Source organism: Pseudomonadota bacterium (genome assembly GCA_026388255.1).
GTDB lineage: Bacteria > Desulfobacterota > Syntrophorhabdia > Syntrophorhabdales > Syntrophorhabdaceae > JAPLKB01.
Genome location: JAPLKC010000119.1, coordinates 1 through 24,973, shown reverse-complemented (window position 1 = coordinate 24,973; position 24,973 = coordinate 1). Strand labels below are relative to the sequence as shown.

Annotated in this window: 26 protein-coding genes and 1 pseudogene; 10 read left to right on the top strand and 17 right to left on the bottom strand. The window is 40.2% G+C overall.

Going from position 1 to position 24,973, the window contains the following annotated elements; genetic code table 11:
• Nucleotides 1-622: 622 nt before the first annotated feature.
• Nucleotides 623-889 (bottom strand): single-stranded DNA-binding protein, encoded by a 267-nt coding sequence (locus NT178_17255; protein ID MCX5814269.1) that lies wholly within the window; start codon nt 887-889, stop codon nt 623-625.
• A gap of 581 nt (nt 890-1,470) precedes the next feature.
• Here NT178_17255 and NT178_17250 point away from each other — a divergent pair.
• The 8 genes from NT178_17250 to NT178_17215 all read left to right on the top strand — a co-directional run bounded on the left by NT178_17250 (nt 1,471) and on the right by NT178_17215 (nt 10,750).
• Nucleotides 1,471-4,134, top strand: coding sequence for an SMEK domain-containing protein (locus NT178_17250; protein MCX5814268.1), 2,664 nt, complete (start codon nt 1,471-1,473; stop codon nt 4,132-4,134).
• Entirely contained in the window at nt 4,124-4,501 is a 378-nt protein-coding gene (locus tag NT178_17245) for a hypothetical protein (GenBank protein MCX5814267.1), read from the top strand. The genes NT178_17250 and NT178_17245 overlap by 11 nt, the downstream gene beginning before the upstream one ends.
• A complete protein-coding gene (locus NT178_17240; GenBank protein ID MCX5814266.1) occupies nt 4,485-4,886 on the top strand; it encodes a hypothetical protein in 402 nt (133 codons plus the stop codon). The genes NT178_17245 and NT178_17240 overlap by 17 nt, the downstream gene beginning before the upstream one ends.
• Before the next feature lie 4 nt (nt 4,887-4,890).
• A complete protein-coding gene (locus tag NT178_17235) occupies nt 4,891-5,925 on the top strand; it encodes a radical SAM protein (protein MCX5814265.1) in 1,035 nt (344 codons plus the stop codon).
• A gap of 683 nt (nt 5,926-6,608) precedes the next feature.
• Nucleotides 6,609-7,466, top strand: coding sequence for a M48 family metalloprotease (locus NT178_17230; protein ID MCX5814264.1), 858 nt, complete (start codon nt 6,609-6,611; stop codon nt 7,464-7,466).
• A gap of 104 nt (nt 7,467-7,570) precedes the next feature.
• The gene (gene dinB, locus NT178_17225) at nt 7,571-8,791 is read left to right on the top strand and encodes a DNA polymerase IV (protein MCX5814263.1); all 1,221 of its coding nucleotides are present in this window, start codon (nt 7,571-7,573) and stop codon (nt 8,789-8,791) included.
• Between the two features lie 55 nt (nt 8,792-8,846).
• Nucleotides 8,847-9,440, top strand: a complete 594-nt coding sequence (lexA, locus tag NT178_17220) for a transcriptional repressor LexA (protein MCX5814262.1) — start codon at nt 8,847-8,849, stop codon at nt 9,438-9,440.
• A gap of 2 nt (nt 9,441-9,442) precedes the next feature.
• Complete coding sequence (locus NT178_17215; GenBank protein ID MCX5814261.1) at nt 9,443-10,750, top strand: DNA polymerase IV; 1,308 nt, start codon at nt 9,443-9,445, stop codon at nt 10,748-10,750.
• Between the two features lie 30 nt (nt 10,751-10,780).
• Here the strand turns inward: NT178_17215 and NT178_17210 are convergent, their stop codons facing one another.
• The 3 genes from NT178_17210 to NT178_17200 are packed head-to-tail and all read right to left on the bottom strand — an operon-like array spanning nt 10,781 to nt 11,933.
• A complete protein-coding gene (locus NT178_17210; protein ID MCX5814260.1) occupies nt 10,781-11,260 on the bottom strand; it encodes a YtoQ family protein in 480 nt (159 codons plus the stop codon).
• An 8-nt stretch (nt 11,261-11,268) separates the two neighbouring features.
• The gene (locus tag NT178_17205; GenBank protein ID MCX5814259.1) at nt 11,269-11,427 is read right to left on the bottom strand and encodes a hypothetical protein; all 159 of its coding nucleotides are present in this window, start codon (nt 11,425-11,427) and stop codon (nt 11,269-11,271) included.
• A complete protein-coding gene (locus tag NT178_17200) occupies nt 11,424-11,933 on the bottom strand; it encodes an AP2/ERF family transcription factor (protein MCX5814258.1) in 510 nt (169 codons plus the stop codon). Before NT178_17200 ends, NT178_17205 begins: the two co-directional genes overlap by 4 nt.
• 130 nt (nt 11,934-12,063) lie before the next feature.
• Between NT178_17200 and NT178_17195 the strand changes: the two genes are divergently transcribed.
• Nucleotides 12,064-12,348, top strand: coding sequence for an integration host factor subunit alpha (locus NT178_17195; protein ID MCX5814257.1), 285 nt, complete (start codon nt 12,064-12,066; stop codon nt 12,346-12,348).
• A gap of 124 nt (nt 12,349-12,472) precedes the next feature.
• On the opposite strand, the gene NT178_17190 is transcribed toward NT178_17195, so the two are convergent.
• The 7 genes from NT178_17190 to NT178_17160 all read right to left on the bottom strand — a co-directional run bounded on the left by NT178_17190 (nt 12,473) and on the right by NT178_17160 (nt 15,918).
• Nucleotides 12,473-12,979, bottom strand: a complete 507-nt coding sequence (locus NT178_17190) for a DUF6125 family protein (GenBank protein ID MCX5814256.1) — start codon at nt 12,977-12,979, stop codon at nt 12,473-12,475.
• Nucleotides 12,980-13,192: 213 nt separating this feature from the next.
• On the bottom strand, nt 13,193-13,600 hold the full coding sequence (locus tag NT178_17185; GenBank protein MCX5814255.1) for a hypothetical protein: 408 nt from the start codon (nt 13,598-13,600) through the stop codon (nt 13,193-13,195).
• A gap of 39 nt (nt 13,601-13,639) precedes the next feature.
• The gene (locus NT178_17180) at nt 13,640-14,140 is read right to left on the bottom strand and encodes a phospholipase D-like domain-containing protein (GenBank protein ID MCX5814254.1); all 501 of its coding nucleotides are present in this window, start codon (nt 14,138-14,140) and stop codon (nt 13,640-13,642) included.
• Nucleotides 14,141-14,154: 14 nt separating this feature from the next.
• Complete coding sequence (locus tag NT178_17175) at nt 14,155-14,955, bottom strand: hypothetical protein (GenBank protein ID MCX5814253.1); 801 nt, start codon at nt 14,953-14,955, stop codon at nt 14,155-14,157.
• A gap of 110 nt (nt 14,956-15,065) precedes the next feature.
• On the bottom strand, nt 15,066-15,224 hold the full coding sequence (locus NT178_17170) for a DUF3944 domain-containing protein (protein MCX5814252.1): 159 nt from the start codon (nt 15,222-15,224) through the stop codon (nt 15,066-15,068).
• Nucleotides 15,224-15,400, bottom strand: a complete 177-nt coding sequence (locus tag NT178_17165; protein MCX5814251.1) for a hypothetical protein — start codon at nt 15,398-15,400, stop codon at nt 15,224-15,226. Before NT178_17165 ends, NT178_17170 begins: the two co-directional genes overlap by 1 nt.
• Nucleotides 15,401-15,513: 113 nt before the next feature.
• Nucleotides 15,514-15,918: a DUF333 domain-containing protein gene (locus NT178_17160; protein ID MCX5814250.1), complete on the bottom strand. Its 405-nt coding sequence runs from the start codon at nt 15,916-15,918 to the stop codon at nt 15,514-15,516.
• A gap of 713 nt (nt 15,919-16,631) precedes the next feature.
• On the opposite strand from NT178_17160, the pseudogene NT178_17155 reads away from it, so the two are divergent.
• Nucleotides 16,632-16,904: pseudogene (locus NT178_17155) on the top strand (GIY-YIG nuclease family protein).
• A gap of 72 nt (nt 16,905-16,976) precedes the next feature.
• On the opposite strand, the gene NT178_17150 reads toward NT178_17155, so the two are convergent.
• The 6 genes from NT178_17150 to NT178_17125 form a co-directional block, all read right to left on the bottom strand.
• Entirely contained in the window at nt 16,977-17,432 is a 456-nt protein-coding gene (locus NT178_17150) for a hypothetical protein (GenBank protein ID MCX5814249.1), read from the bottom strand.
• 1,711 nt (nt 17,433-19,143) lie between these two features.
• On the bottom strand, nt 19,144-21,333 hold the full coding sequence (locus NT178_17145; protein MCX5814248.1) for a hypothetical protein: 2,190 nt from the start codon (nt 21,331-21,333) through the stop codon (nt 19,144-19,146).
• Nucleotides 21,334-21,385: 52 nt separating this feature from the next.
• On the bottom strand, nt 21,386-21,583 hold the full coding sequence (locus NT178_17140) for a hypothetical protein (GenBank protein ID MCX5814247.1): 198 nt from the start codon (nt 21,581-21,583) through the stop codon (nt 21,386-21,388).
• 2 nt (nt 21,584-21,585) lie between these two features.
• The gene (locus NT178_17135; protein ID MCX5814246.1) at nt 21,586-21,768 is read right to left on the bottom strand and encodes a helix-turn-helix domain-containing protein; all 183 of its coding nucleotides are present in this window, start codon (nt 21,766-21,768) and stop codon (nt 21,586-21,588) included.
• Between the two features lie 531 nt (nt 21,769-22,299).
• Complete coding sequence (locus NT178_17130) at nt 22,300-23,439, bottom strand: site-specific integrase (GenBank protein ID MCX5814245.1); 1,140 nt, start codon at nt 23,437-23,439, stop codon at nt 22,300-22,302.
• A 215-nt stretch (nt 23,440-23,654) separates the two neighbouring features.
• The gene (locus NT178_17125; GenBank protein ID MCX5814244.1) at nt 23,655-24,851 is read right to left on the bottom strand and encodes a site-specific integrase; all 1,197 of its coding nucleotides are present in this window, start codon (nt 24,849-24,851) and stop codon (nt 23,655-23,657) included.
• Nucleotides 24,852-24,973: the final 122 nt, after the last annotated feature.

The following is a 24,973-nucleotide window of genomic DNA, read 5'->3' as shown; positions in this document are numbered from 1 at the left end:
TGATGCCTTATTTTACGGTGTCTCATGCCATATTCTTTACTACCGGCAAACTCGTCAAGCCAAAGATGTACTTCTTCGTATTCTTTACCGAATAGCCTTATTGATTCTTCACAATGATGCTTAAAGGATGCCATATAATATACCATGTGTCATTTCTGCTGGTATGTCAATATAGTCAGTCTGAAAAAGAATCATTCATGGCAATGCCGTTGAAAATAAGAGAATATCTTTCAAAAAAGTTGGTTCCCTTCATAAATATATACCTGTGATAATTATGTAACTATATTATTAGCGGCAGAAATCCCAAAGGCCAAGGGGTTTCTAAATATAGGTGTGCTGCTCTCCCATGATAGCCGTTGATCCATGTGGGAGACATGAGTTCAGCCCCATTTGCTTTAGTATCCTGCTTCTCATATATAATGATGGAGGTGCCCCGCTTCCGATAAGAAAACAGGGGGAGAGGCAGGATATTTTTTACCCATAGGATATTTGGTGCGAAATCGGCGTTGATCTTCGTTGATCTGACTTTCTAAGATAATCTGTTCATCTCTTTTTCGTTGATGTTGACGGAGAGAGATTTCTCACATACCCCCACTTCTTGTTATGAGAGGTGGGGGAGTTTTTACCGCAATGAGCTTGAACGAGGTACGCTTTGTTCCTTCACTCTCCCATTGTTCCTGATCAAGACTGCCTGATACGACAACACGGTTTTTTTGAGATGCTGTTCAACGATCTCAGCGAGTTTTTGGAAAGATGCTACTTTAATCCATCCTGTCTTTTTACCTGATTTGAATGCAAGATTGAAAGATGCTACAGGGTTGCTGCCATTCTCTGAGTAGAATATCTCAGGATCATTACCGAGATTGCCGGAAAGAATACAGTTATCCATAGGGTTTTCACCTCCTCTTATAATAGTTGGGATATTTAGCCAGGGTTGTTGTGGCTTAGGATTTAATATATATGGTGGGAGGGATGAAGATGGATGCGAAGCAGTTTTGATTAAACAGGATGCATACTTTCTTTAAATACGGATGTGAAAGCAGCATTTCAGTAATACCTATTGAATACGGTTTGAAATATGCAAATGCCTGGCAGATTGTTTTTTGTTTCTGTAGGATATTTTTGTCTTCCTGAACTAAATAGTTTTGGAATTTGTGTCCTATCCTTCATTTTAAGTGGTAACCATCATACCGCTGAAATGATATTTAAAATTACTTGACAACTCTGTGAAATAGCGAAAGAATAAATAAAGGGGGTAGGATCAAAAAACTTCTTGTCTTAATATTTTAATTTTCCAATCCCATATACGCATATTGGATATTCTGACAAAATTATTTGTAATATCCAATATACATACAAAAATTGTTGTATAGTTAATTGTTAGAGCCTGATAAATAAAGTCATGAGTTGCAATAAAGTGCTCATAGATGCTACGAATGAAACTAAGAATCTAAGTTTATTGATCAAAATATGACACGGCAAGAACTCTTACAACGATCAAGTACTCTTTTAGGGCGTTTTGCGCACGAGGTGAAAGTCGCGAACGCGATGGGATTATTCGACATTAACACCATCGCGGAGGACTTCCTTATCCCCGTCTTCAAGATAGCTTTCGATTGCCCCGATCTGTGCAACCAAAATCGCATCCAAATGAATTTCCCAGCCGTCGATCTAGGATGCAAAACTAGCAGAACCTCTATCCAAATCACTTCTGACTCTTCAAGCAGTAAAGTGTGCGAAACGCTGGAGAAATTTGAATCTCACAACCTCGGCAACGATTTTGACCGGCTCTACGTGTATGTAATAACGGAGAGACAAAAATCGTACACCTCCCAAAAATTGACAGAAGCGGCGAACAGTCTGTCAATTGAGTTCGATCCCTCGATTGACATTCTCGATGTTCAAGACTTGGCGAAGAAGCTCAATGAACTCACTAACGAGCAACTCAAATGCATCAACACCCATCTCGAAGAGGAGTTCCGACAAGCGGATACCAGCCTTAAATTCCGCAGCAACTTGGACGCATTTCTATCAGTTAACCAACAAAAAATCGAGGATGAGAAACGAACAAAGAAATATATTCCCTCGGTCTTTGTGGAGACCTCTGAAACGAAAGAGGAAATGCGGTATTTCGCAAACCCCATGTTCTTCTATAGAAAGATCGATGATGATCTACGGCGAATTGACCTGGCCCGTTTCAATAAGCTCCTATGTATGGCCAAAATCGAACCCGTTGCAGACAATTTAGGCGAAATCGCCACGTTGAAAGCGCCAAATAACCTGTCTGAGCTTCGGGCTCGTTTGGTTCTACAAAGTACAGCGCTTAAAACTTTACAAGAGCATGTTTCTCCGTTCTCTTGGTATGGTGACCGTGCTGAGCGGTTTAAGCCTAGCGACTACTCAACCGGCTACTGGGAAGTGTTCCGGTACAACATTGAGTCAAACGGGAGCGGAGTGTTCAGTTCTCTTGAGAAGGTCTCCAAAAAAATTGGAATTGCCCAAGCCAAGATTTTTCTAGTTACGGGCATGGCGGGGCAAGGAAAAACAAACTTCATTTGCGACTTGATCGAAAACCAATTTAGGGTATTTGAGGTTCCCACAATCTTCATCCCTGCGCGCTCATTGAACAACTATCCAGGTCCCGATCGAATTCTGTCATACATCACAAATAACCGGTTTGCACCCAATGTCGCGAGCCTCCACGACCTCTTCACACTGCTAAACAGTGTTGCTGAGGAGTGCCATAAGCCGTTTGTAATAGCCATCGACGGAATAAACGAAGTTGGTGACCTGGATGGGTTTGTTGCCGAGCTCCGAGTCTTCCTTGACGCCTTGTGTCAGTACGACTTCGTAAAAATCGTCTTAACCAGTCGGAACGAATTTTTTGAGCACAAATTCGCCGGCGTATTTGAACCGCAGTTCTCCGACCATCTGTATCGTGTGAAAGACCTTCGCAACAAGATGTCGGAGGAAAATAAGTCTCGACTTCTGGAGGCTTACTTGCGCCACTTCAAGATCAAAGCACGGTTTTCCAATGTTGCAGCCGAGTTCTTAGAAAACGATCTTATTCTACTGCGGATTTTCTCCGAGATTCATGAGGGTAAGAATATTGGATATGTGCCGGACATCTACAAAGGCGATATCTTCGAACAATATCTGATTATGAAGGTCAATGAATTTCCTACTTCTTCAAGGCAGAGGGTATTGAACTCACTGTACAAGATTTGCTCTCGAATGTTGGGCGACGAGAACTTCTCTCAGATATCTGTTGAGGGATTTGATGACGCCGAGCGACAAATTTTTGAACAGTTAATAGGAGAGGATATCATTTTGCGGAGGGAGGTCCCGTCTACAGGGCTTGCGTCGTTGGGCATTGAAAACATCTCATTTACATACGACGAACTGCGAGATTTCTTGCTTGCTTACTATTCCGTCGTGAAGCTTGCAGCGTCGAATCCATTAAAAGTAAATAGTATTTTTGAGAAAATCCCCAAATGGCCTATCTATGAAGGGTTTTTCCGCTACGCCTATGTTCTGGCTCGAAAGCAAAACAGCGATACAGTTTTGGCCGCTTGTGAGGCTTCGGAAGACTTTCAGAAGCATTTTCTGAACAATCTGTCGCTCTTGTCAGCAGACATTCAAAAGCCCGAAGACGTAAAGCGGGTGGAGACCGTTTTGAAGGGTAGCACTGCAGAACGCGATCTCCGACATGTTGCTTGGTTCCTGTTCAGAAAAAGAGAGGACTCGGAACTTTTGAACATTCGAATTTTGCTCGATCATGTTAGCAGTTTAGACGATGAAGAATCCGAGCGGTTCATGAGGGCGATGTTCTCTCGTTCTTCCGATTTTGGAGGCAGTAGTTGGCGGGACCGAGTCAGCGATCTGTTAAATAGCTTGAAGGACCTTAGAGAAGAGCAAATACTTGGATTGGGTATTCCAGCGTTAGCACTTGCACTGCATTTTGCACCGTATGCTCAATGGGCTGAGCGGGAAACCACCCTTAATCTCTTTGCGAAGTTTCAGCTTACGCAGGAAGTAGGCGGTGTTATTGAGGCCTGCCAAAATGCCGTCTCTGTTAAGGTGCAAAATTGCCTGAAAGAAATAGCAGAAGGACGGGGGGCGCATGAGGGATGAGATAAAATTGACCCTCCCGACTTCATGGGTGCCCAATCGGGAAGAGTTTCTCGCAGCATTGGGGGTATCTCGTGGAGGTCTTGGTGAGCAGTTTTTCGGAACCGTCTACGACGCACTGTTTGTCGCATCCATTGAAGTCAAAGGTGAGTTCAAAAAATATTATTCAGTCGAGTATGCTAACTTGGCGGAGTATTTGGAAATTCGGTATGGGAAAGCTTTAAGCGAAGAGAATTTGGAAGCAGATCGAGTGTTCTTGGTGACTTGGCTGCCACAGGTCATCGACGACACATATGAGGATAATAAGCTAGACACCGTACTGGAATGCATTAAAAAGTTAGAAGAGGCGCAGAATGAAGATCAAATATGATTTCGTTTCAAACAGCTCATCGACGTCTTTTGTGTACATCTCAGACGAGGAGTTGAGCGAAGAGGCTTTTCTCAAAGCTGCGGGAGTGGATAGAGACAGCCCTGTTGCGGATTTGTTTCGTCAGATGCACTTCGAGATCAGCACTGCTATTCGGCACCACGGAGAACAAATCACGACAAAAGAGGCCGCTGACAGCTTTGCAGGATCACATGAGTTCACTCCCGAGGTTATCGAGAAGATGAAAGATGCGATTGAACAGGGAAAAAACGTCGTCACATCAGCGCTGAGCAGCGACGGCGCTCTTGCGGAATCGCTTCTGTGTATGGCCATGTTTGAGATCGAGTCAGACCGCTTCTACATCAACGCCTACAACAATTATTGGTAATTGTATGCTAAAAGCCAATCGCTACAAGAGCTTGGGTTATACGTCGTTTTTCAATCCAGATACCGGCTTCTTTGCACGGGTCCCAGATAAGGGGTGTAAAGACCCGTTCTGGTCACCACACGGGCCTGAGCTTATGGACATTTCAATCACGAATTGGTGCGATAAAGACTGCTCATTTTGCTACAAATGCTCGGCTATGCGTGGTGAACACATGGCGCTGGATGACTACAAGAGTGTGATTGATCAGGCAGCAGATATGGGGACGTTTCAAGTAGCGCTGGGGGGAGGCAACCCTAACCAACATCCAGACTTCGTTGAAATCCTTGAGTACACCGCTTCCAAAGGAGTGGTTCCGAACTACACTACGAACGGTCGTGGCCTGAGTGATGAAATCCTCGAAACCACGCGCAAGCATTGCGGTGCTGTGGCTATCTCTGCATACCCACCGTACGATGAAACTTCTAATGCAATCAAGAAACTTATCCACAACGGTATCAAGACCAACGTTCATTTCATATTGGACGCCGTCAGCATCGACACTGCAATAGACTGGCTCAATGAGCCACCCGAATTCCTGAGGGGCATTAACGCCATTGTTCTTCTGAACTACAAACCATCTGGTCGAAAAGTGTTTGAGAAAAAGCTATTGCGACACAGTACAAGGCTGGAAGAGTTTTTCAGATTAGCTACCTCGCCTCAGAGGAAATTGAAGGTTGGTTTTGACGCATGTTGCGTAAGCGGAGTGTTTGCACGCACGAATACCAACACTTCAATGGTTGACGCTTGCGACGCAGCTAGATTCTCGATGTACGTGTCGGAGGATCTGAAAGTATATCCCTGTTCTTTCCAGAGTGGCTTGGCGGGAGGCGATCAGTTGGACAACGAGACTACACTCCTGGACATTTGGATAAAGTCTCGAAACATGGGAGCGTTTCGAAGTTACTTCAGCTCGGATCGCTGTGGGACGTGCTGCCACCGTTCGGCTTGTATGAATGGTTGTCCGTTATTTGATGAGCTTGTTGTTTGCGGAAACCGATGAAATTCTTTCCGACATTCAAACCGCGCTGGAGACTATGTCGGAAGAAATCTGACAAATCCACAAGAAGCTGTTGTGTTAGGAGCTCACATAATACGCATATGAATTACTTCCCAAAGAACCCATCGTTACTCCGGAAAGTTTTTTAGGGATGGAAATTGAACAATAAATACATATGCGTGCGATGCTCTAACAATTCGCTTACCGACGCTCGTACGTCGCGCGGCTGAAGCGTTCGTTATCCCGCCTTTCTAGCGGTAATTCTCGAAATTATAATTCACTAATCTTACCGTTTTGTAGGTGTTCTTAATAAAAGGCAATTTTAATTTTTGCACTGGTCATTGCTGCACATTACGGAGTGAAAGACGTTTCAGAAACTCATCTATCATCAATCTTAATGGTAGTTTATGAATGACCGGAAATGACTGCAGAATATCTCCAGAATAAGAGATGGGAATGTCTTTGCCTATTAGGCATAATTTCATGTTGTACCTTTTTGCTGGAATCTATCAACAATTTGCCGTTATATTTCAAGATTCCCGGGCGACTTGAAATTGCACAAATTCATTTGCCTAATCCAGTGGACAAAGAATTATTGTTGTCTCTCAACGCAAGCGCTTGTCATAATATTTATTATCCTTTACACTTTAAATGGTTTTAGTGCAATGGGGAGACATGGTGCATTTATGAAAAAACTTATAATTATTCTCATCTTATTAACAGGATGTGCTACGCAATCCCAACTGGCCGTACTTGATACCAGAAATAATCCTGAACCATATAAGAGAATAAAGACTATTATTGACCGTTACCCCCTCCGTGAAATATCTGCACAAAAATATTCAATACTTATTGCGGACAGCAATGTACCCAACGCTCTTGTCTCTCCCGCAAAAAAACAACTAATCATATTTAACGGGCTTATTGAAAGGATGAATGACGAAGAACTTGCCGCCATTATGCTTCACGAGGATGCCCATATCAAACTTGGTCATGTAGGAAAACAGGTTGCTGCTTCTCAGGCTATTTCCACAGCTTTCCAAATAGCAAATGCATTTCTTCCGGGTGTAGGATATGCAAACTTGCTCATCAATCCCGTGGTTACAAAGGCATACAGCAGGTCTCAGGAGGAAGATGCTGATAAGGATTCTGTTAAGATAGGGAAGTCTTATGGGATAGAACCGGACGCATATATCCGTGCCCTGGAAAAGCTCAAGACTTACGCAATTTCTCAGAACATCAGCGATACAGACAGGACAGGCATATTTGATTCTCATCCAAACCTGCAATACAGAATAGAAAGGATAAGAGAAGAAGGCAAAGCACTATCCGGTGCTGCCATGAACAGAAAAGATGAGATAGCTATATACACCAGTATTATCGAAAACAATCCTGAAGATGCCGACACTTATTATAAGCGTGGTAAAGCATATGAAAAGCTGAACTACCAAAATGCATTAAGAGATTATGTTGCTGCTGCCAGATTGGGTCACAAGGAAGCGCAGGAATATTTAACCACGAAATCAATACAATGGCAGAAATGATAATCAATCTGGTCCATAAATGACAAATTCACATTGCCAATAAGTGCTATATCATATCTTGTCTCCAGACTATTTCTTTATTCAGAATTTTGATATAATCTCACATGGCGAGGATAATTGTATGTGTTGACATGGACGCCTTCTTTGCTTCCGTAGAACAACGTGACAATCCCACATTAAGAGATAAGCCCATTGCTGTTATCGGCGCCGGAGAGAGAACAGTAATAACAACCTCTTCATACGAGGCACGGGCATATGGGGTTAAAACAGGAATGACCACTTACAAGGCAAAAAAGCTGTGTCCGCATATAATCTTTGTAATAGGGAATAACAAGAAGTACGCCCAAGTCTGCAAAAGGCTGGAAGAAATCTGCCTCCGGTTTACTCCTGATGCCGAGATCTACTCGATTGATGAAGTTTTTCTCGATATAACCAATTCATATCACCTTTTGGGCAGCCCTGAAAATCTGGCCAGGACTATAAAAGATACGGTAAAGAAAGAACTTGGAATTACCTGTACAGTTGGTATGGGGCCTAATATTCTTGTCGCCAAGCTGGCCAGTGACCTTGCAAAACCCGATGGTTTTCTATGGATAAATGAGGATATGGTAACATCTGTTTTTGAGACACTTCCGGTGAAAAAGCTGTGGGGTATTGGATCTCATACTGAAGAGAAGCTGCGGACTATGGGTATTACAACATGTGGTGCACTTGGAAGAGCACCCCTTTCTCTTCTGACCAAACAGTTTGGTATTATTGGAGAACGCCTTAAAGATATGGGTAACGGAAAATTAGAACGGCCCTTAGAGATAGTTTCTTCTGAACCAAAATCTATAGGCCATAGCGTTACTCTCCCGAAAGACATATGGGAACATGAAGAAATCACAAGCTGTCTCCTCAGACTGAGTGAAAAAGTCGGGCGAAGGGCGAGAAGATATGGTCATAAAGGCAAAAAGATCACCCTCACTGTCAGGTATACAGATTTTAAAACCTTTTCAAAACAGACCACTTTGCCTGCCTACACAAACGATACCGGCAAAATCTACCGATCTGCAGTTGCTATTCTCAATAGCATTCACCTCAATAAAAGCATAAGACTTCTTGGCATTTCTCTGTCATCTATTGGAAAAGATAGTGATCAGATGCTTCTCTTTAAAGAAACAAATCAGGAGAAGAAAGCTGCCCTTACAAAGGCCGTTGATACCGTTAATGACAAATTCGGCGAGCATACCGTCACATTGGCGTCAACAATCACCCAGGAAAATGGTCCAGGGGTTATTTCTCCTGCATGGCGACCATCGGGGGTGAGAAATAGTGATATATAACGGATGATATCAATTATCACTTGACGGTGAACTATCGTTCACTTATAATATAACCATGAGATCATCTCCCTATGCCGACACGATAAAGACCAGGATCAAAGACATAACTCTTTTTTACAATCAGCATGGCAGAATGCCCACCTTCTCCGAAATAGCAGAGCTGACAGGATTGAAGTCTAAGAATGCAGTCTCAAAGCTTGTAAGTTCACTCCAGAAAATGAATGTACTTGATAAAGACGAAAGGGGCAGGCTCATACCAAAATCCATCGGCAATTCCGTTAAGATGCTTGGTACAGTGGAGGCCGGATTTCCTACAGCTGCAGAGGAAGAACTTGCCGATACCATTTCCTTGGATAAACTGCTTATTAATAACCCGACTGCCACCTTCATGCTGAAAGTTTCTGGAGATTCCATGTCCGATGCCGGTATCCTGCCAGGTGATATGGTAATAGTGGACAAAGGGCAGACTCCCAAAAACAGCGATATAGTGATTGCAGAGGTGGATGGCAAATGGACCATGAAATACCTCAGGAAAAGAGGAGAAAGCATAACACTGATACCTGCAAACCCGAAGTATAAACCTATCAAGCCTAAAAACGAACTCAAAATAGCGGGTGTGGTAACGGCAGTAATAAGAAAGTATAAGTAAATATGTCTCAGCCGTTGACAATCCATTCGTGGCCGAGAGCAATCCTCCATATAGATGCCGATTCCTTCTTTGCATCATGCGAACAGGCAGTTAATCCTCAGCTTAAAGGCAAGCCCGTTGTTACCGGCAAGGAAAGAGGAATTGTATCTGCTGCAAGTTATGAAGCCAAGGCAAGGGGCATAAAAAGAGGTATGAGAACCTTTGAAGTAAAGCAGATTTGTCCTGATGCCATCATACTTCCCTCAGATTATGAGACATACAGCCTTTTCTCTGTCAGGATGTTTGATATTTTTAGAAGATTCTCGCCTGATGTAGAGGAGTATTCCATAGATGAGGCATTTGTAGATCTTACCGGATTAAGACAGCTTTATCACGGTTCTTATGAATTGATAGCAGGAAACATACAGAATACGATAAAAAAAGAGCTTGGCATTACCGTATCAATCGGCATAAGTCTTTCAAAGGTGCTGGCAAAGATAGGTTCAAAGTACAGTAAGCCTGAAGGATTAACTATAATTCCCGGCCATGATATACATCTTTATCTGAATATGCCAATTGGGGATGTATGGGGTATCGGCCCAAACACAGCAGCATATCTTTGTAAACTTGGCATAACCACAGCTCTCGAATTTGCCCGAAAGGATGAAGGTTTCATAAAGAGATATCTCCACAAGCCCCATCATGAAATATGGCATGAGCTTAACGGAAGAAGTATAAACCCTGTTGTTGCAGTATCAAAAAATAGCTATCAGTCAATAAGCAAGGCAAAAACCTTTACGCCTCCAAGCAATGATGAGACATTTGTCTATGCTCAGCTTTCAAAGAACCTTGAAAATGCATGCATCAAGGCAAGACGCCATATGCTTGCAGCCATGAGACTGATCATCTTTTTGAGAGGACAGGACTTCAAAGACAATGCCGTGGAAATAAAGTTAAGCTCTCCTACATCATATCCTGCCGATATATTTACAGTCTTAAGAGAGGGATTCAATCATATCTATAAACATGACGTTCTTTATCGTCAGACAGGTGTTGTTCTTGCCGGTCTTGTACCTGAAGGCAGAAAACAGATGACGCTTTTTGATGACCTTGTAAGAATTGAAAAGATGTCTAAAATCTACTGCGCTATTGATGCAATGTCTGAGAAATACGGGAAACATGTAATTCAACATGGATCGAGCTTACCGGCAAAACTGCAGGTACAGCATGAAGGAGAAAGGGGGGATGTTCCAAAAAGAAAGACAGAACTTTTTAAAGGCGAAAATACAATACAAAGAATAGGATTGCCTGTGTTGAATATAAAGATTTGAGGATATTGGCAGCATTGTAGCTCTCCCTTCTCAATTATTCTCCGGCTTCTTCTGTGAAGCTTTCCATGTATCATAAAAGAATCTTATCATCCCTATCAACTTTTCCATTCCACTATCTTCCAGGATATTATTAACCATTACCTTTGCTGAACCTATCAACATGGCATTTGCCGATGAACAACTCTCCTGAGAAATCAATATAATAGGTTTATTGACTGCATGTGCATAACCTGCTTCAAAGGCTGTGCCGGTATCATTATCATCTGTGATGGCAACAACAATATCGCATTCTTCAAGAAGCTTTATACATTCTATCTTGACAGTTTCAGCCATTTTCAGCTTAGTTTCTGTATTATCTTCAATTACAGGAGTATGCTCAAAGGGATCTATTATGATAATATCGTTATTTAAATTATTCTGCATTAAACCGGCAGAAATCTTGGAAAGAAACTGTTTCTTAAACTCTCTCTGTTCTGGTGTAAAGCATGGATGGGCAAAATAGATTTTCATATATATCCCTAACGTTTTATCTTCTTGTAAATATTGTAGGCACCATAACCGATCATTAAAGCTGTTCCAGTTATTAAAGGTATTCCAAAAACAATGATAGCAGATGCTGCCCTTATTGCTTTTATAACCTTGTCTGATTTCTTATTCGCGGATTCATTTTCTCTCATTTGCTTTTCCTCCCAGGATCGAAATAACCCTTTATGTTTTCCAGTGCTTCCTTCCTTGCAAATACAGCTTTATGGAACGCTTCTTCTTCACCGTATTTATTTATAGAGAATTTCTTTTGCTTTGTCTTTCCAGGTTCAGGTGACCAGGTGGCTATCCAATACCAGCGGTAATTACCTTCTTTATCAGGTTCATTGTTTTTATAGCGACAGACTCCTGATATGCCGGATTTACTATTACGTTTTACAATAGAACAGAATTCTTTTAGAGTCAGAGGGTCATATAGGGAAAGAATTTCATCACGATATTTCTTTGCAGCGGCAAGAGCTTTTTTCTTACTCTCATATGTAGCATCACTGAAAGAACCAAAATATTTCTTATTTTTTCTGGATATGGTTACTACCCATGAATGGGTATGCGATTTGTCATTATCTATTCGTGTAATACCGTACATGATTTGAATAAATATATCATAAAATAGATTTGATTCTGAAACATAGAAAAACATTTGTTAGGAGATAGCGGCAAGATTATTTTGTTGAAACAATTAATAATAATAGTCGGTTAATCATTGACGGATATGTTTCCAATATGGTTAAAAAATAACAAAAAACAATCTTGTACTCTCAGGAGAAAACATGACGAAGATAGATATTGCGAATAACGTATACGATAAACTGGGTTTTACGAAAGAGGAATGTTACGATATAGTAGGCAAATTCTTTGAAGTTATTAAAGAAGCACTTGCAAAAGATGAGGGCGTAAAGATTTCCGGTTTCGGCAAGTTCATAGTAAAACAAAAAAGAGCCAGAAGAGGAAGAAATCCACAGACAAGCGAAGCAATGGAGATAACGGCAAGAAGAGTTTTACTTTTCAGGTTGAGTAAGGTTCTGAATGATGAGATAAATGGGGTGGCAATCTAATCCTTTATATGCAAATGATTATAGATGGTATCTCATTCTGAATCTTAGTTAAACATCCGTCAAGAGACAACCAATTTGGGATTCACTGGTAACCTTGAAGTTATATTACCAAGGTAAATTGGTGTTAAACGGTAAATCTCCACTTACAAAAAGTATCACTTGGATGAGGGTCGGGAGGCGCAAAGACACACTCGACCTTGATGTCGGGGTCGATCTCATGGGCAAAGGCTGTGAACTCACCTTTATGCATCTCTTTACATGTATTTTCTCCAATACCTTTTTTTAACCGGGCTTCCTGTGCAGGACAGTGAGCTACAGTTATAATCACCTCGTTTTCCTTTTCCTCAATCTCATATCCCACTATAATTGTCCAGGGGAAAAACTTAAGGGCTTTGGCAAAACCTTTCAACCCCTTTTCCTTAATATCAAAACGCTTTACCAGATCTCTTGCTGCCATTTTTGGTATGTGTCTCCAGATACTTTCGGTAAGACGTGCAGCGGTAGGCTGATCAAACTCTTCCTCTACTTTGAGAAACCAGGATCCATCAACAACCCTGTAATGCCATAATAAGAACTCAATATAGCTTCTTAATTCCGGCGCTTCCATCGTTTGAAAAGTTCTCAAGTCCATATAACCACCTCATTAGATTTATGAATAAGAACACTTTAGGTATGAAAAAGATAAATTGAGGGAAATTCATATGTATTCAAAATTTGTGTTCTCCTTCAATATTTGACTATTAATCAGTTCTTCCTGTCAAGACGATCTTTATCCATTTCTAATGAGCCCTGTATGTGTTTTTGTCATATCATTGCCTGCATGAATTATCGCTAAACCATCCTTTCACAGCCCAAAATGTTCTTCATCCCTGATCTTTATCAGACATTCATCCAGAGATAATTCTGAATAAATTTCCCACCATTGTCCGGTATGGCGCATATAAGAGAGACCGAACTGATTCTTGCCGATATATTCCATTCTTGCAAATCCTGAATCAAAAGTTGGTGAAATTGCATTAGGGAAAGGGCAGCAATAGATGGCATAGAAGTAGAAATAACTGCCGTGCCATTTTGTATAAATGTCTATAATGTAATTATACTGTGGATTCTCCGGAGGTGGTTGAATATATCTTGATTTAAGAACGGCGCGAACCAGTTCATCCGCCTTATTCTCTACTGCTGTTTTGATCAGTTCTGATGGCTTTATTCTCAGTTTCTTTGGAGGAGCAGGCATCCAGACTTTTCTTTTCATTTCAATAATTGACAAACCTTTCTGACAAAATCATAACCCCTACCTATCTCTCTGGTATATCCTCTCAAATGCATCCCTGAAACGTTTTATATTATCGGCACATTCTGAGATATCAATTTCCGAGTTATCCTGTTTCTGTGCACTTTCAGAGAAGTTCCAGCTCCCCATAATCACTCTCTCGTTATCAATAACACAGAATTTGTTATGTTCAAGGACACCAGTCTTTTTGATAACTATTTCTACACCTGCATTTTCCAGTTCTCTATAGGTGCTGTTTTTTCCTGCACTCTGTGTTTTATCAAGACAGAGAGTAACATTAATACCATTAGATACTCTATCTATAAGGGTAGCGGTTATCTTCCTGTTTGTTATTCCATAGAGAGAACAATTGATGGATTCCTTGGCTTCAGACAATCTTTTTACGATCAGGCTTTCAATGTTATCGTAGGGGCTGAAGTATGATTCAATTTTGCATTGGGCTGAAGATATTGCAGAGGTAAAGAAAATCAATAATGAGCATATCGTGATGGCTTTAATCATGGTATCTCCTTTGTTTAATCGGCAAGAGGCGGCTTGCATACCTTACATGGAACATATCCTTGTGCCTTTGCATCATTGGCGGATTTAAAAGAAACAAGATTTGAAGGGTTGATCTTCTGTGCATATATGCAGGACTGATAGTGGTACTTCTTTGATTTGTTTGAGGCATAGTATTTATACTCGGCGGCAGATGGTTTAGCAGTTGCAGCCTGATTCTTCACTTGTTGAGGTTTTGCCTTAGGAGCCGAAATATTTCGCACGTTCTTATCCTGTTTCAAGGTTTCCACATTTTTATTATATGTTTCCTTGGCCTTTATATCATTTTTCAGTGATGTCACCTCATTTTGCAGACGCTCAATTTCTTTGAGGGACTGATCTGATTTTCTCCTTATCTCTTCAAGGTCGTCAGATTTCTTCTGGTCTTTCCGGAGGGTATCCAATGAGCGTGCAACATTCTCCGGATCAGCCTTAATTTCAGCTTTGAGCCAGTAGTTTCTTCCATCCCATTTTTCATCAATTACATGAGTATGGACAACACCGGCAGATAGGGCGACTATTCTATCCTTTGTTAACTGGAAGTCCTTTACCTCTGTGCTGCTTTCAAGGTAACTTCCCAGTTCCTCCAGAAGAAGCCTCTTTACCTGTTCCAGTGCAATGGTCCTGCTTGAGGCCTTACTGTCGAATTCACTGGCCTGATAGGTATATTCTTTTTCAAATGCTTTTAATTCAGCAGAGGCAGGGATAGAGGAGAAAAAAAGTAATGCAATGATGAACAATGCTGAATATTTGATGGTTTCGGATGTTATTGCAATCATATGTTATGTCCAGAGACTGAAAATCAAAATAATATTCAATTATTTACCGTCTAAGATAGTTTGTCAAATAAATTGCATAATGACATGATTATTGATATTCCATTCTTTATTTAATCCGTAATATCTGTTCTTGCCATGACAATAGATGCAAGTTTTTCAAGGTCTTCTTTTTTTAAATGAATAAGAAAATTGAGATCCTCATCAGTATGAAGAAGAGCTTTGATGATCTTGATAAGTTTATCTTTGTTATCAAGGGTAGCTTTATCCATCAGTTCTGCCGGTTCCTTTCAATATGATTTGCAACAGTAGTATATTTCGGTAAATCCCTTTTTGCTATCAGTTCACCCTGATCATTATAAAATAATACGATTATCTTTTCATCTTCTTCGATGAATTCCATTGAATAGTAAGCGCTTTTGTATGGGACCATGTTATTTATCGGCAAAATTCTTTGTTGAATCAAAGGCTATTTTATCAGATGCAATTGTGAAAATAAAAAGTTATCGGCAAGATATCTTTTGAAGGTCACGCCGATAACGAATAATCATGGGGCTTCTATCATTTCTTATTGCACTTCCCATTATAGTATTCCCAGGCGTCGCATATATTATTCTTAAAGGTGCAACTCCCTTCTTCTTTTTCTGTACCACTATCACCAGTGGGAGTATATGTTCCACCGGTAATCACGCAAAATTTTGCAGCAGGAGTTATATAGCCCGTAATCTTTACACCACCTACCGGACATTCTCCTCTGAACATGGCCCATTCTTCACATTGACGGTTGTCTTCGAATATACAGATGCCATATTCTCCCAAATCACCTCTTTTCTGTATAGAAAGAGTTCCACCTTTATTTATACAGTTGACTGATGCAGGGTTAGCCATACCGAAACAATGGATAGGAAAAACAATTACTGAAACAAGAAAGAGAATAGATGTGGTAATAAAAAAAAATTGTTTCATGTGACCTCCATTGATAAGAAATGTTGTATTTGTATTGTAACAAATCTACTGGAGAAATAAGAAGATAAATCCTGATATTTGACCGGCAAAATCTCTTTTAAATGAATCTTCACCTCATCACCTTCCCATTGACATATTCCCCATGGACGATGTTTTCAACATATCATCGCCACATTTTCTAAAATAGAAGTATCGGCAAAACTCTGCTTGCACATCAACTCCTCAACATATCAATACAAATTCCTTGAACTATCTGTAATCTTCTGCCGCTAACAAAACTTCTTTTTTTATCTCTTTTAAGGCCACCTTGCAAACCCTTAAATATCGCTTATTTATAGATTGTGAAAATTACTGCATCTGTAACATGCAGATATTACTAAATATATGAAAATGGAGATAAAAGAGCTTTATCTTGTAAGACAACGTTAACAACTTGTAATTTCAAGGATATTTATAAAGCTTGAAATATAGGCAATCTGGTAAAGAAGTATATGATTTTGAGATGTTACAGATCTGTTTTCACCACTATTAAACAGCTTATGAACATGTGATGTTGAAAAGATATAAGGAAGATTTTGATATTGTTTGAGAAATAGAGATATCGACAGAATCCAGAGAGGATTCGGCATTCATTGAAAATTACTTTCAGTTAGGCTATTTGAAACCGAATAAATCATTTGGTGAGAATAGTCTGGACTGTCAATAATATATTTATGAAAAGTTCTTCATTCTATGTCTATATCCTTGAATGCTCCGATAAGACCCTTTATACCGGCTGCACTAAGAACATTAAAAAAAGATTGCATGAACATAACAACACCAGAAGCTGAGCAAGGTACATAAGCGGAAGGCGGCCGATGAAACTCGTCTATTTTGAAGGCTGTTCAACCCTGTCTGAAGCGTTAAAAAGAGAGAGACAGATCAAGAGGCTGTCGAGGAAGCAGAATCTGCTGCTGACAAATAAGGGGTATGTTTCTGAACTGTAAATGTATTGGCAAAAACCTCTTTAAATAGAAAAAGGCCGGAACCATAAAGATTCCGGCCTCTGTTGCTCCTGCCTATCCTACAATGTGTTCGTTATCCATATAGGTGCGAAGAGCGATTGCAGTAAACTGTGCGAGCGTGCCAATGAATGCTTTCTTGGTAATGCCGCCAGTTATAAGAAAATCAAAGCTAATGACAAGATGGGGGTCCTTCTCATCAAGAACGAGTGCTTTGATAATGCGCATATGGTTGATCTTGTTTGCACACTCCAAGTATTCATGCATGGTATAGCCCTCCTTGAACTTGAGGGCAGTTGAAAATCCAATTATGTTCTTGGCCTCTGGGTCGTGCTCAATAACCACAGGATGACCTATTACTACCGTCAAAGGATTATCATCTAACATATCCAGGCCTGCCGCTTTTACAGTTTTTCTAAGCAACTTCATCGACAGGTTGTCGGGGGTGAGCATTTCGTTATTCGTCGTTATATTTTCCTTTACTGCTGCTGCATTTCTAGTATTGTTAGCCATGTTTGGCCTCCTTTTTTTCTTTTTTATGCCTGCCCCATGGGCAGAGCTGATCAATGTGAAACAAATTATGCTACGAAATTATTTACTTCTCTATGTAAATTAATTGAATAAAACTCTTCGAATTAAAAATTATTGACAATGTGACTATGTTTGAATTGGTGATACTTTATTCTTGTTTTCTGTGTCTATGTACCGCTCTCTCACCTCCTATGAGTATTTTACCGGCCAGAGATCATTCTCTACCTTGTAAATATTGTAATCATCCTCATATACAAAAGCAAGAGGATTTTTGCAAGAAAACGTCAAATCTTCCAGAGAGTTCATTCCATGACTCAAAAATATGAGAAATGTAGCACCTTTAACTAAACCGGTAGTCTAGCGCTCTACCGTGAGATAGGCGAATCATTACGTTTGTGAAAAGAGAATTTGAGAAAACGCTCTGGTATATAGATTTTTATCGGCAAGATTGTACATAGAAATAGAAAATATGTATGCAATTGAATATATTCTGAATAATCTTCCTAATCAAAACTGAATCTGCTGAATCATTTTTCCAATGATATATTCCTCATGGACGGTGATTTCAGTAGATTTCTGCCGATCCATCTGGAATAGAAGGACCGGTAAGGGTCAATGAAAATCAAACCTGTAAAATATTGGAATAAAAAATTCCATAAAACGGTGATAATGGGTGATAACCCGGTGTTAAGGTGCCCCCTTAACACCTAAAATCCCCTAACATATTATAATTATTATAAATATTTTGGGTGTTAAGGTGTTAACCCCAAAAATGGGAAAATGAAGGGTAAAATTTTAATGGGCATGAGTTTCCAGTGATGTAGAATTAGTAACTAAGGCGGAGATTATCTGGAAAACAGGAATAGAACTATATTGAAATATCTTTTAGAATTTTCAATAATAGAAGAATAAATATATTCAATCTTATCCAATATATAATGAATATAAATATAAGTAATATTAGTATTTATAGTTATATCAATACAGATAATATTTATTTTAATTTCTGAAGGAAACTGAAATGAAATGCCAAGACTATAGAAATATAAATATTTAAATATATATACTTATTCATTAATATTATATATCTATTTAATTAGATATATAATATATAATCTTATTATATTATATATAATATATATTATTTAATAACTATATTAGTACAATAAAATTGTATATATCAATTATTATTAAAAATAATTATTATACAATAATCAATAGTATCAATGATCTTATTCTAATTAACATTATTATATATGTATAGATATATATACAATATAAATTATATTTTAATATTACTATTCTATAGTATAGTTTACATAAGTACTTCCGTATCTTTCTGCAATCACAGGCATCTTGTATATAGATAAAGATTCAAGAGAGAGTATTACATATTGTACAATTTAATATTGCCATTTCATTCTGCCTCAAGTACAGAATAAATTCCGTTGCCGGGTTGATTGCTACTGACAACGAAAATTCTATTTATGAAAATGAATTTCAACATACTCTTGCTAACTCTGTCCTACCTATACCCTTTCAAATTTTCATCCTTCCACCCCCCCATTTTCCCCTTAACACCTTAACACCAAAAAATATATTAATAATATTAATGTGTTAAATGGATTTGGGTGTTAAGGGAGGGGGTTAACACCTCCTTCATACCCCTTATCACCCACGGAATTAATTATTTTCAAAAAATGCTTTCGTAGCCTGGGCCTTCGTCTGAGGATGGATCAGGTTCCTCGTCTTCGAATTCTACGTCTTTGCAACTTCCGAGGTCTATCCCCAAATAATTCAGCGCATAGGTTGCTGTATCCATACTCTCTATATCAGTAATATCCTGATTTTCAGCGGGAGTCGGTGGAGAATCGTATGTGTTCTCGCTTGCATCGGGGAGTTTTAGAAAAGGTGGGAAAGGCACTGATGGAGTAGTAAGAACTGGAGTTGGAGTTTGTACAAGAGCCTGTTGTGTTTTCTGGGCGGGTTCGAGCTTTAAATCGTAAAGCTTGGTTAAGTCTCCATCTTTATCCCATCTTGCATCATTCGTTAGTTGAAAAGGCGTGGGAAGCAGGTTTGTATTTCCCTGCTCAACGGTTATCGTTGCAATCAGGTATGCCTGCCCTGACCGTTTTGCCGCTCTCATCGATTTATCATCTACGAAGTTTGTTCCGTTCGCCTTAACCCACACAATAAGGTTGTCGGCTACTGCATTTTTTGTCCAATTTGAAATTGCCACTCTTGAGACACCGAAAGAGGAAGCAATAACCTTCGGAGATACAGGGCCATTAGCTTTTATATATTCGAGCCTCTCATTTGTTGTCTTGTTTATGCCTCCCATGTTCTCATCAAATGCTGTTTTTACGATCTGGAGTGCCATAGAATAGTCGGCCATATTAGCTATTACCCAACCTTCAGAATCTCTCTGTCTTTGATGTTGATAGACACAAGTGATGGTCTGTATGACGTTCATCACCTTGTTGAAGGCCCGTCTAGCGGCAATAATTATTTTATCATTTTTTATAATATGCTCGGAAATGTCCGGTGAAAAAGGGATTACAACCTGCACGGGATCAAGCATTCCATGGAAGGCTCTCCAAGCATCTATAACCGATTCATCAGCTCTCACAGTCTTTTTTGCCCGATTCAGACCTTCCATTCTTACCACACCTTTAGTTTGTTGTATGCTGTCATCCGTGCGCACAACGAGTATTCTGTCCTGTAATTGGTATTCTGTCTCCAGCGTACTTGTCGTTATAAAGCTTGTAGGACCTTCGATTATTACTTCCTCTGCAACAAAAGCTCCGTCTTCATTTTTTGTTGTAACAATAAATTTTACGCGCCCCTCACTAAGAAGACTGCGAACCATATATTTGAGTTGACCATCTTCTTCTCCCTGGAGGGGTTGGGCCTCGCTGAAAATCAAACAACGATGCGCAAGCCCTTCCTGAAGGTATAGCAACGCCTTCGGACTCGCGCCGCTCAATTCAAAATAACTTTCTTCCGGAAAAAAGGTCAGGGTGGAAGAGAGCGAAAAAGATTTACCGCTACCCGAATGTCCAGTGGCTTGTAAAGCTACGATTTGAGGACTTTTTGAATTTCCCTGGAGGATCAACCTGCTGTCTATAGCGGCCGCGTACATTGCGAGAACTGCCCTTTCGCCAACAACGCCTGTACTGTTGATAACGTCGATTCTTTTTTTGAGCAGTTGAGGATCGTGCGCGATTGTCATTGCAAGCTCAAGCATTGCTGGGTTTGCCTCTATCTCAGGAGCTTTTTTGTTCTCTTTCTTTTGGGTTTTTTTTGCGTCCTCAACGAGTTGACTGATAATCTTTGCCGAAGTTTTTAATTTTTTCCTTATAACATCAACATAATACTGAGCTGACGTGTTGCTCATTTGTGCGAGGAGCGGCGCAATATTAGACCTGATAGCCTGTTCTGCTCTGATGAAGTCCGCCGGTATTCCTTTGATGAGGACATCAACGAGGGATTCGGCATGAGCAAGTAGAGTTGTGAAGTCTGCTGCGGTGTGGTTAGAGAAATAGGACTGTAGAGAGATATCTTGAGCCCCAGGCAGTTTCGGAATTTCTGCAATAAAGACTGTTTTGTCGATAAGGGAAAGTGTTTTGCCGATATCGATACAGTTTTTAACACTTGCCTGGTCTGACTTTGTGACGGGAAAGTATACCGTCTGAATTGTTTTTAAAACATCCTTTAATTGTTTTTGTTCCTCTATACTGAATATAGGGGCGGTGATCATGATAGCCCCGAAACCCTTAGTAATGGCTGCATCGGTATCTTCAATGGTTGAAGTTATGATTGCCTTTTTGCTGTTGGCTAAACTATCTTTTCCGTTGAAAAGTTGATTATTTGAAAAATACATCTTACTTCCTCCTTTTGTAAGTCCCCACCATTGCAAGGTGGGGACGGTGATCTTACTCGTAAAGTGGCCCTATTTCTAGGGTTGCACGAAAATAATCCAGCGTTTTTTCGTCATATTCAAAGTTGATAAATGCTGGATCGGCAGGACAATTAAGATAGCAGTCCTCGCTGTTTGTTCTGTAACAAGCGGTAACAGTACAGCCACCACAGGCTTGATCATTTTCTTTTCCTTTATTTTTTGTTTCATTCATGTCTATATCTCCTTTGTTACAATCCTATGTGATTCTAAATAGTTAATTACATCTGACATATTGTATCTTATGCTTTTCCCTATCTTGATATAGGGAAGACCCCTCTTTAAGGATCTATTATTGCGCAAACTCGACAAGGAAATTCCTGTCAGTTTTGCGATTTCCCTCTCATTCCTATAAAGCACTGTTGTATCCACGTTAAAACCCTCCGAAAGAAAAAGTTAGGGGCAATCTTGCCTCATAAAATTGCTTTCATCGCAGCTTACCGCCGCTTAAAATTATGATAAAAGACTAAAATAATTAGGTAAAACTATTAGAAATGGTGGAGATGTGAGCCGAATAGCTCTATTGAATTGATAACTATCACGAGTTAACGGATTATGTCTCTTTGGTTTTTAACAAATTTATCTGTTTATGCTATCACCTCCTCATCTTTTTTATATTATAGCAATAAATACAATATTGTCAACATAACCAATTGATATAGTTATTAAAAAGATATATATATGTATCTAATAAGAAACAATTATTCCAGATCAAGATAGTCTACTTAAACATCAGATGCTGCACTTAAACACATACATAGTTCACCCAAACATTCAACTTACATATCGATTTGTACACAAGGGGTATTGCCGATTATAAGGGTTTTATTGATGAAAAATTATTTTTATTTATTTTTTCTTTGCGGCTTTTTCGACTTTCGGTTCTGGTGTTTATCCCTTTTCCTCTTTCTTTATAGCGTCTCCAATAATACCTCCGGCAAGATTTGAAGCCTGTCTCATAGTCTCGTCTCTAAGATGTGCGTATCTTTGGGTCATCGCAGCGCTCTTGTGGGTCAAGAGTTTCTGGAGGGTGTACATATCCACCTGTCCTGAAGATGCCAACATGCTCGCGAACAGGTGTCGTAGCCCATGTAAAGCTCTAAATTCCTTGGGCAATCCTGCTTTATCCTTTATTTTGTTAACCTGTTTTTTAATGTCGGTACGTTGCTTGCCTTTTCGTCCTGGAAAGACATATAGACTGTTTTGTTTCTCATGATTTATAAGAAGATTGCGAGCCTCATCATTTAGTGGGATTGTCTGATCGATCCCTCCTTTCGGGTCTCGGATACAAATAAAGCCTCGATCAAAGTCTATATCAGACCATTGAAGACGGAAAAGCTCTCCTCGTCGCATGCCGGTAAATAAAACAATCTTCATAAAATTGGCGGCTTGAATATTTTCTTCACCTTCTATGGCTTCCAGTAGCTTCGCGAGCTGCTCTGGAGAAAGGTCTTCTGTCCTGAGATTATTCGCCTGCGGCATCTCGATCGTGAAATTAAGCGCAGAGCATAAATGCTTTTTCACTCCGAAGTTCATGATCCTCCGCAGCAACTCCATAACATTCCTGACTGTACCAGGCTTCCTTATCTTGAGTAGTTTAAGTCTCAGGCCATCGACATCCAGAGGAGCAATGTCCTTCGGCTCCTTATCGCCAAAGGGTTGTTTGATATGAAGATCATACCTGTTGATATCAGTTGCCTTGCCTTTCAGGCTCGGATTGTTGTTCAGGTATTCGCCCCACAGCTTATCAATGGTCCACCGATTGATTTTTTCCGTTTTCTTTTGGCGTTCCGTCTCTCTCTGCTCTTTATTGGAAGGCTTTGCTCCTCTTATCCTCTCTGCTCTTATTAACGATGCTCTTGCCGGAGTCATATCATCTTTGAACTGGCGACCCGCCTTCTCTTCAACGATCTTTCCGGACTTCCTATAATAGATGTAGTAGATCTTATCGGGTTTTTCGGTACCAGGCGTCTTTCCCACAATATAATATACGCCCGGATACCCAGTCTTGAAACGCTGTTGTTTTGGCATCTATCTCCTCACTTAAATTTCTATCCCCATCACTATCCCCATCATCTGAGTTGTTATTTAATGTAAATCAGAGTAAATAGGAAGTAAAGAAAATTGCGTATAACCTCGATTTATAATAGATAATAGATGTAGATGTAAGTAGAGGTAAACTAATTCCTTTGTTCTCATAACCCGAAGGTCACTGGTTCAAATCCGGTCCCCGCAACCAAACAAATTCAGGTACTTAGCGTAATACTAAGTACCTTTTTTTCTGCCTTAAATCCATCAGGTTGCGCCTGGGTTGCAGTTGGTTGCATATCATCGAGTTTATCGACGGCCTGACGGTTCGATCCTGGAACAAGATGACCGTACGTATCAACTGTAATTTGTATTGAACTGTGGCCAAGCTGATCCCGCACATAGGCAAGCGATTCTCCCTGAGAAATGAGAAGAGACGCAAAACTATGGCGAAGATCGTGAAACCTTATCCGCCGGAGACCTGCTTTTTCGAGACACTTATGAAAATACCTCTTCCTCACATTGTTGATCTCAAGAAAGTTCCGCTGCTCGTTATAAAACAACCACTCCGGCGGCTCTTTCCATCCTTTCTTAAGCATCGTCTTTTTTGTCTCCAGCAAGTGTATTCTTAAGGTCTCTGCAAGTTGCTGTGACATATCGACCCGCCGGGACTTGTCACTTTTTGTCGTCGTCACTTTACCTCGAACTATGCCCCTTTTGACCTCGATAAACATACCATTGAAGTCAATATCCCCTGGCTTAAGCCCTATCAATTCCCCTGCCCTCATGCCTGTTCTTGCGGCACAGAGTAAGAAGGCATAGTATTCCGGACAATGCTTTTTGACGCTCTCAAGGAACAGGTGCATTTCTTCCCTTGTCAGGAAATCTACGTTCGAACTCCGCTTTTTTGCCTGGAGAAACTTTTTGAGTTTTCTACCGAGTTGAATTGCCGGGTTCATCTGAATAACCTCATCTTCAACAGCAGTTGAAAGAATACTTGACAGGCACAAACGAATGTTACGAATTGTGCCTGCCGCAAGCCCCTCAGAGAATTTTAATGCAATCAGCCGTCTCACATCCTGCCGTTTGATCTGGTTAATCGGCGTGCTTGAAAAAAAGGGAATAAGGTGCTTGTTAATGATCACAGTGTACCCGTCACCAGTAGATTCCTTACAGAATGCCTTAGAGTAACTCATCTGCCATTCCTTTGCATAATCTTTGAAGCAGGGGGCCTTCTTTTCTTCATCAATAATAGAGAATTCATTCTTCTTCAGTTTCTCGCGGATCACGGAGGCTACCCGGTCTGCCGCTTTCTTGTCTCCTACACATTTTGCTTTACGCCTACCCTGATAATTGATAAAAACCCACCAAGGCTTATCTTTACCTGATTGCTTCTGGCGCACAGTCACACCCATCTTATACCTCCTTCAGACTGTGCAAAATGCAACCTATACGCAGTAAAGATTTTGCCACAAGGAGAGGTGAAAGTCTATCCATTAATTAGATCCTTGTTAGCTCGTTTAAAAGATCGTCGGAG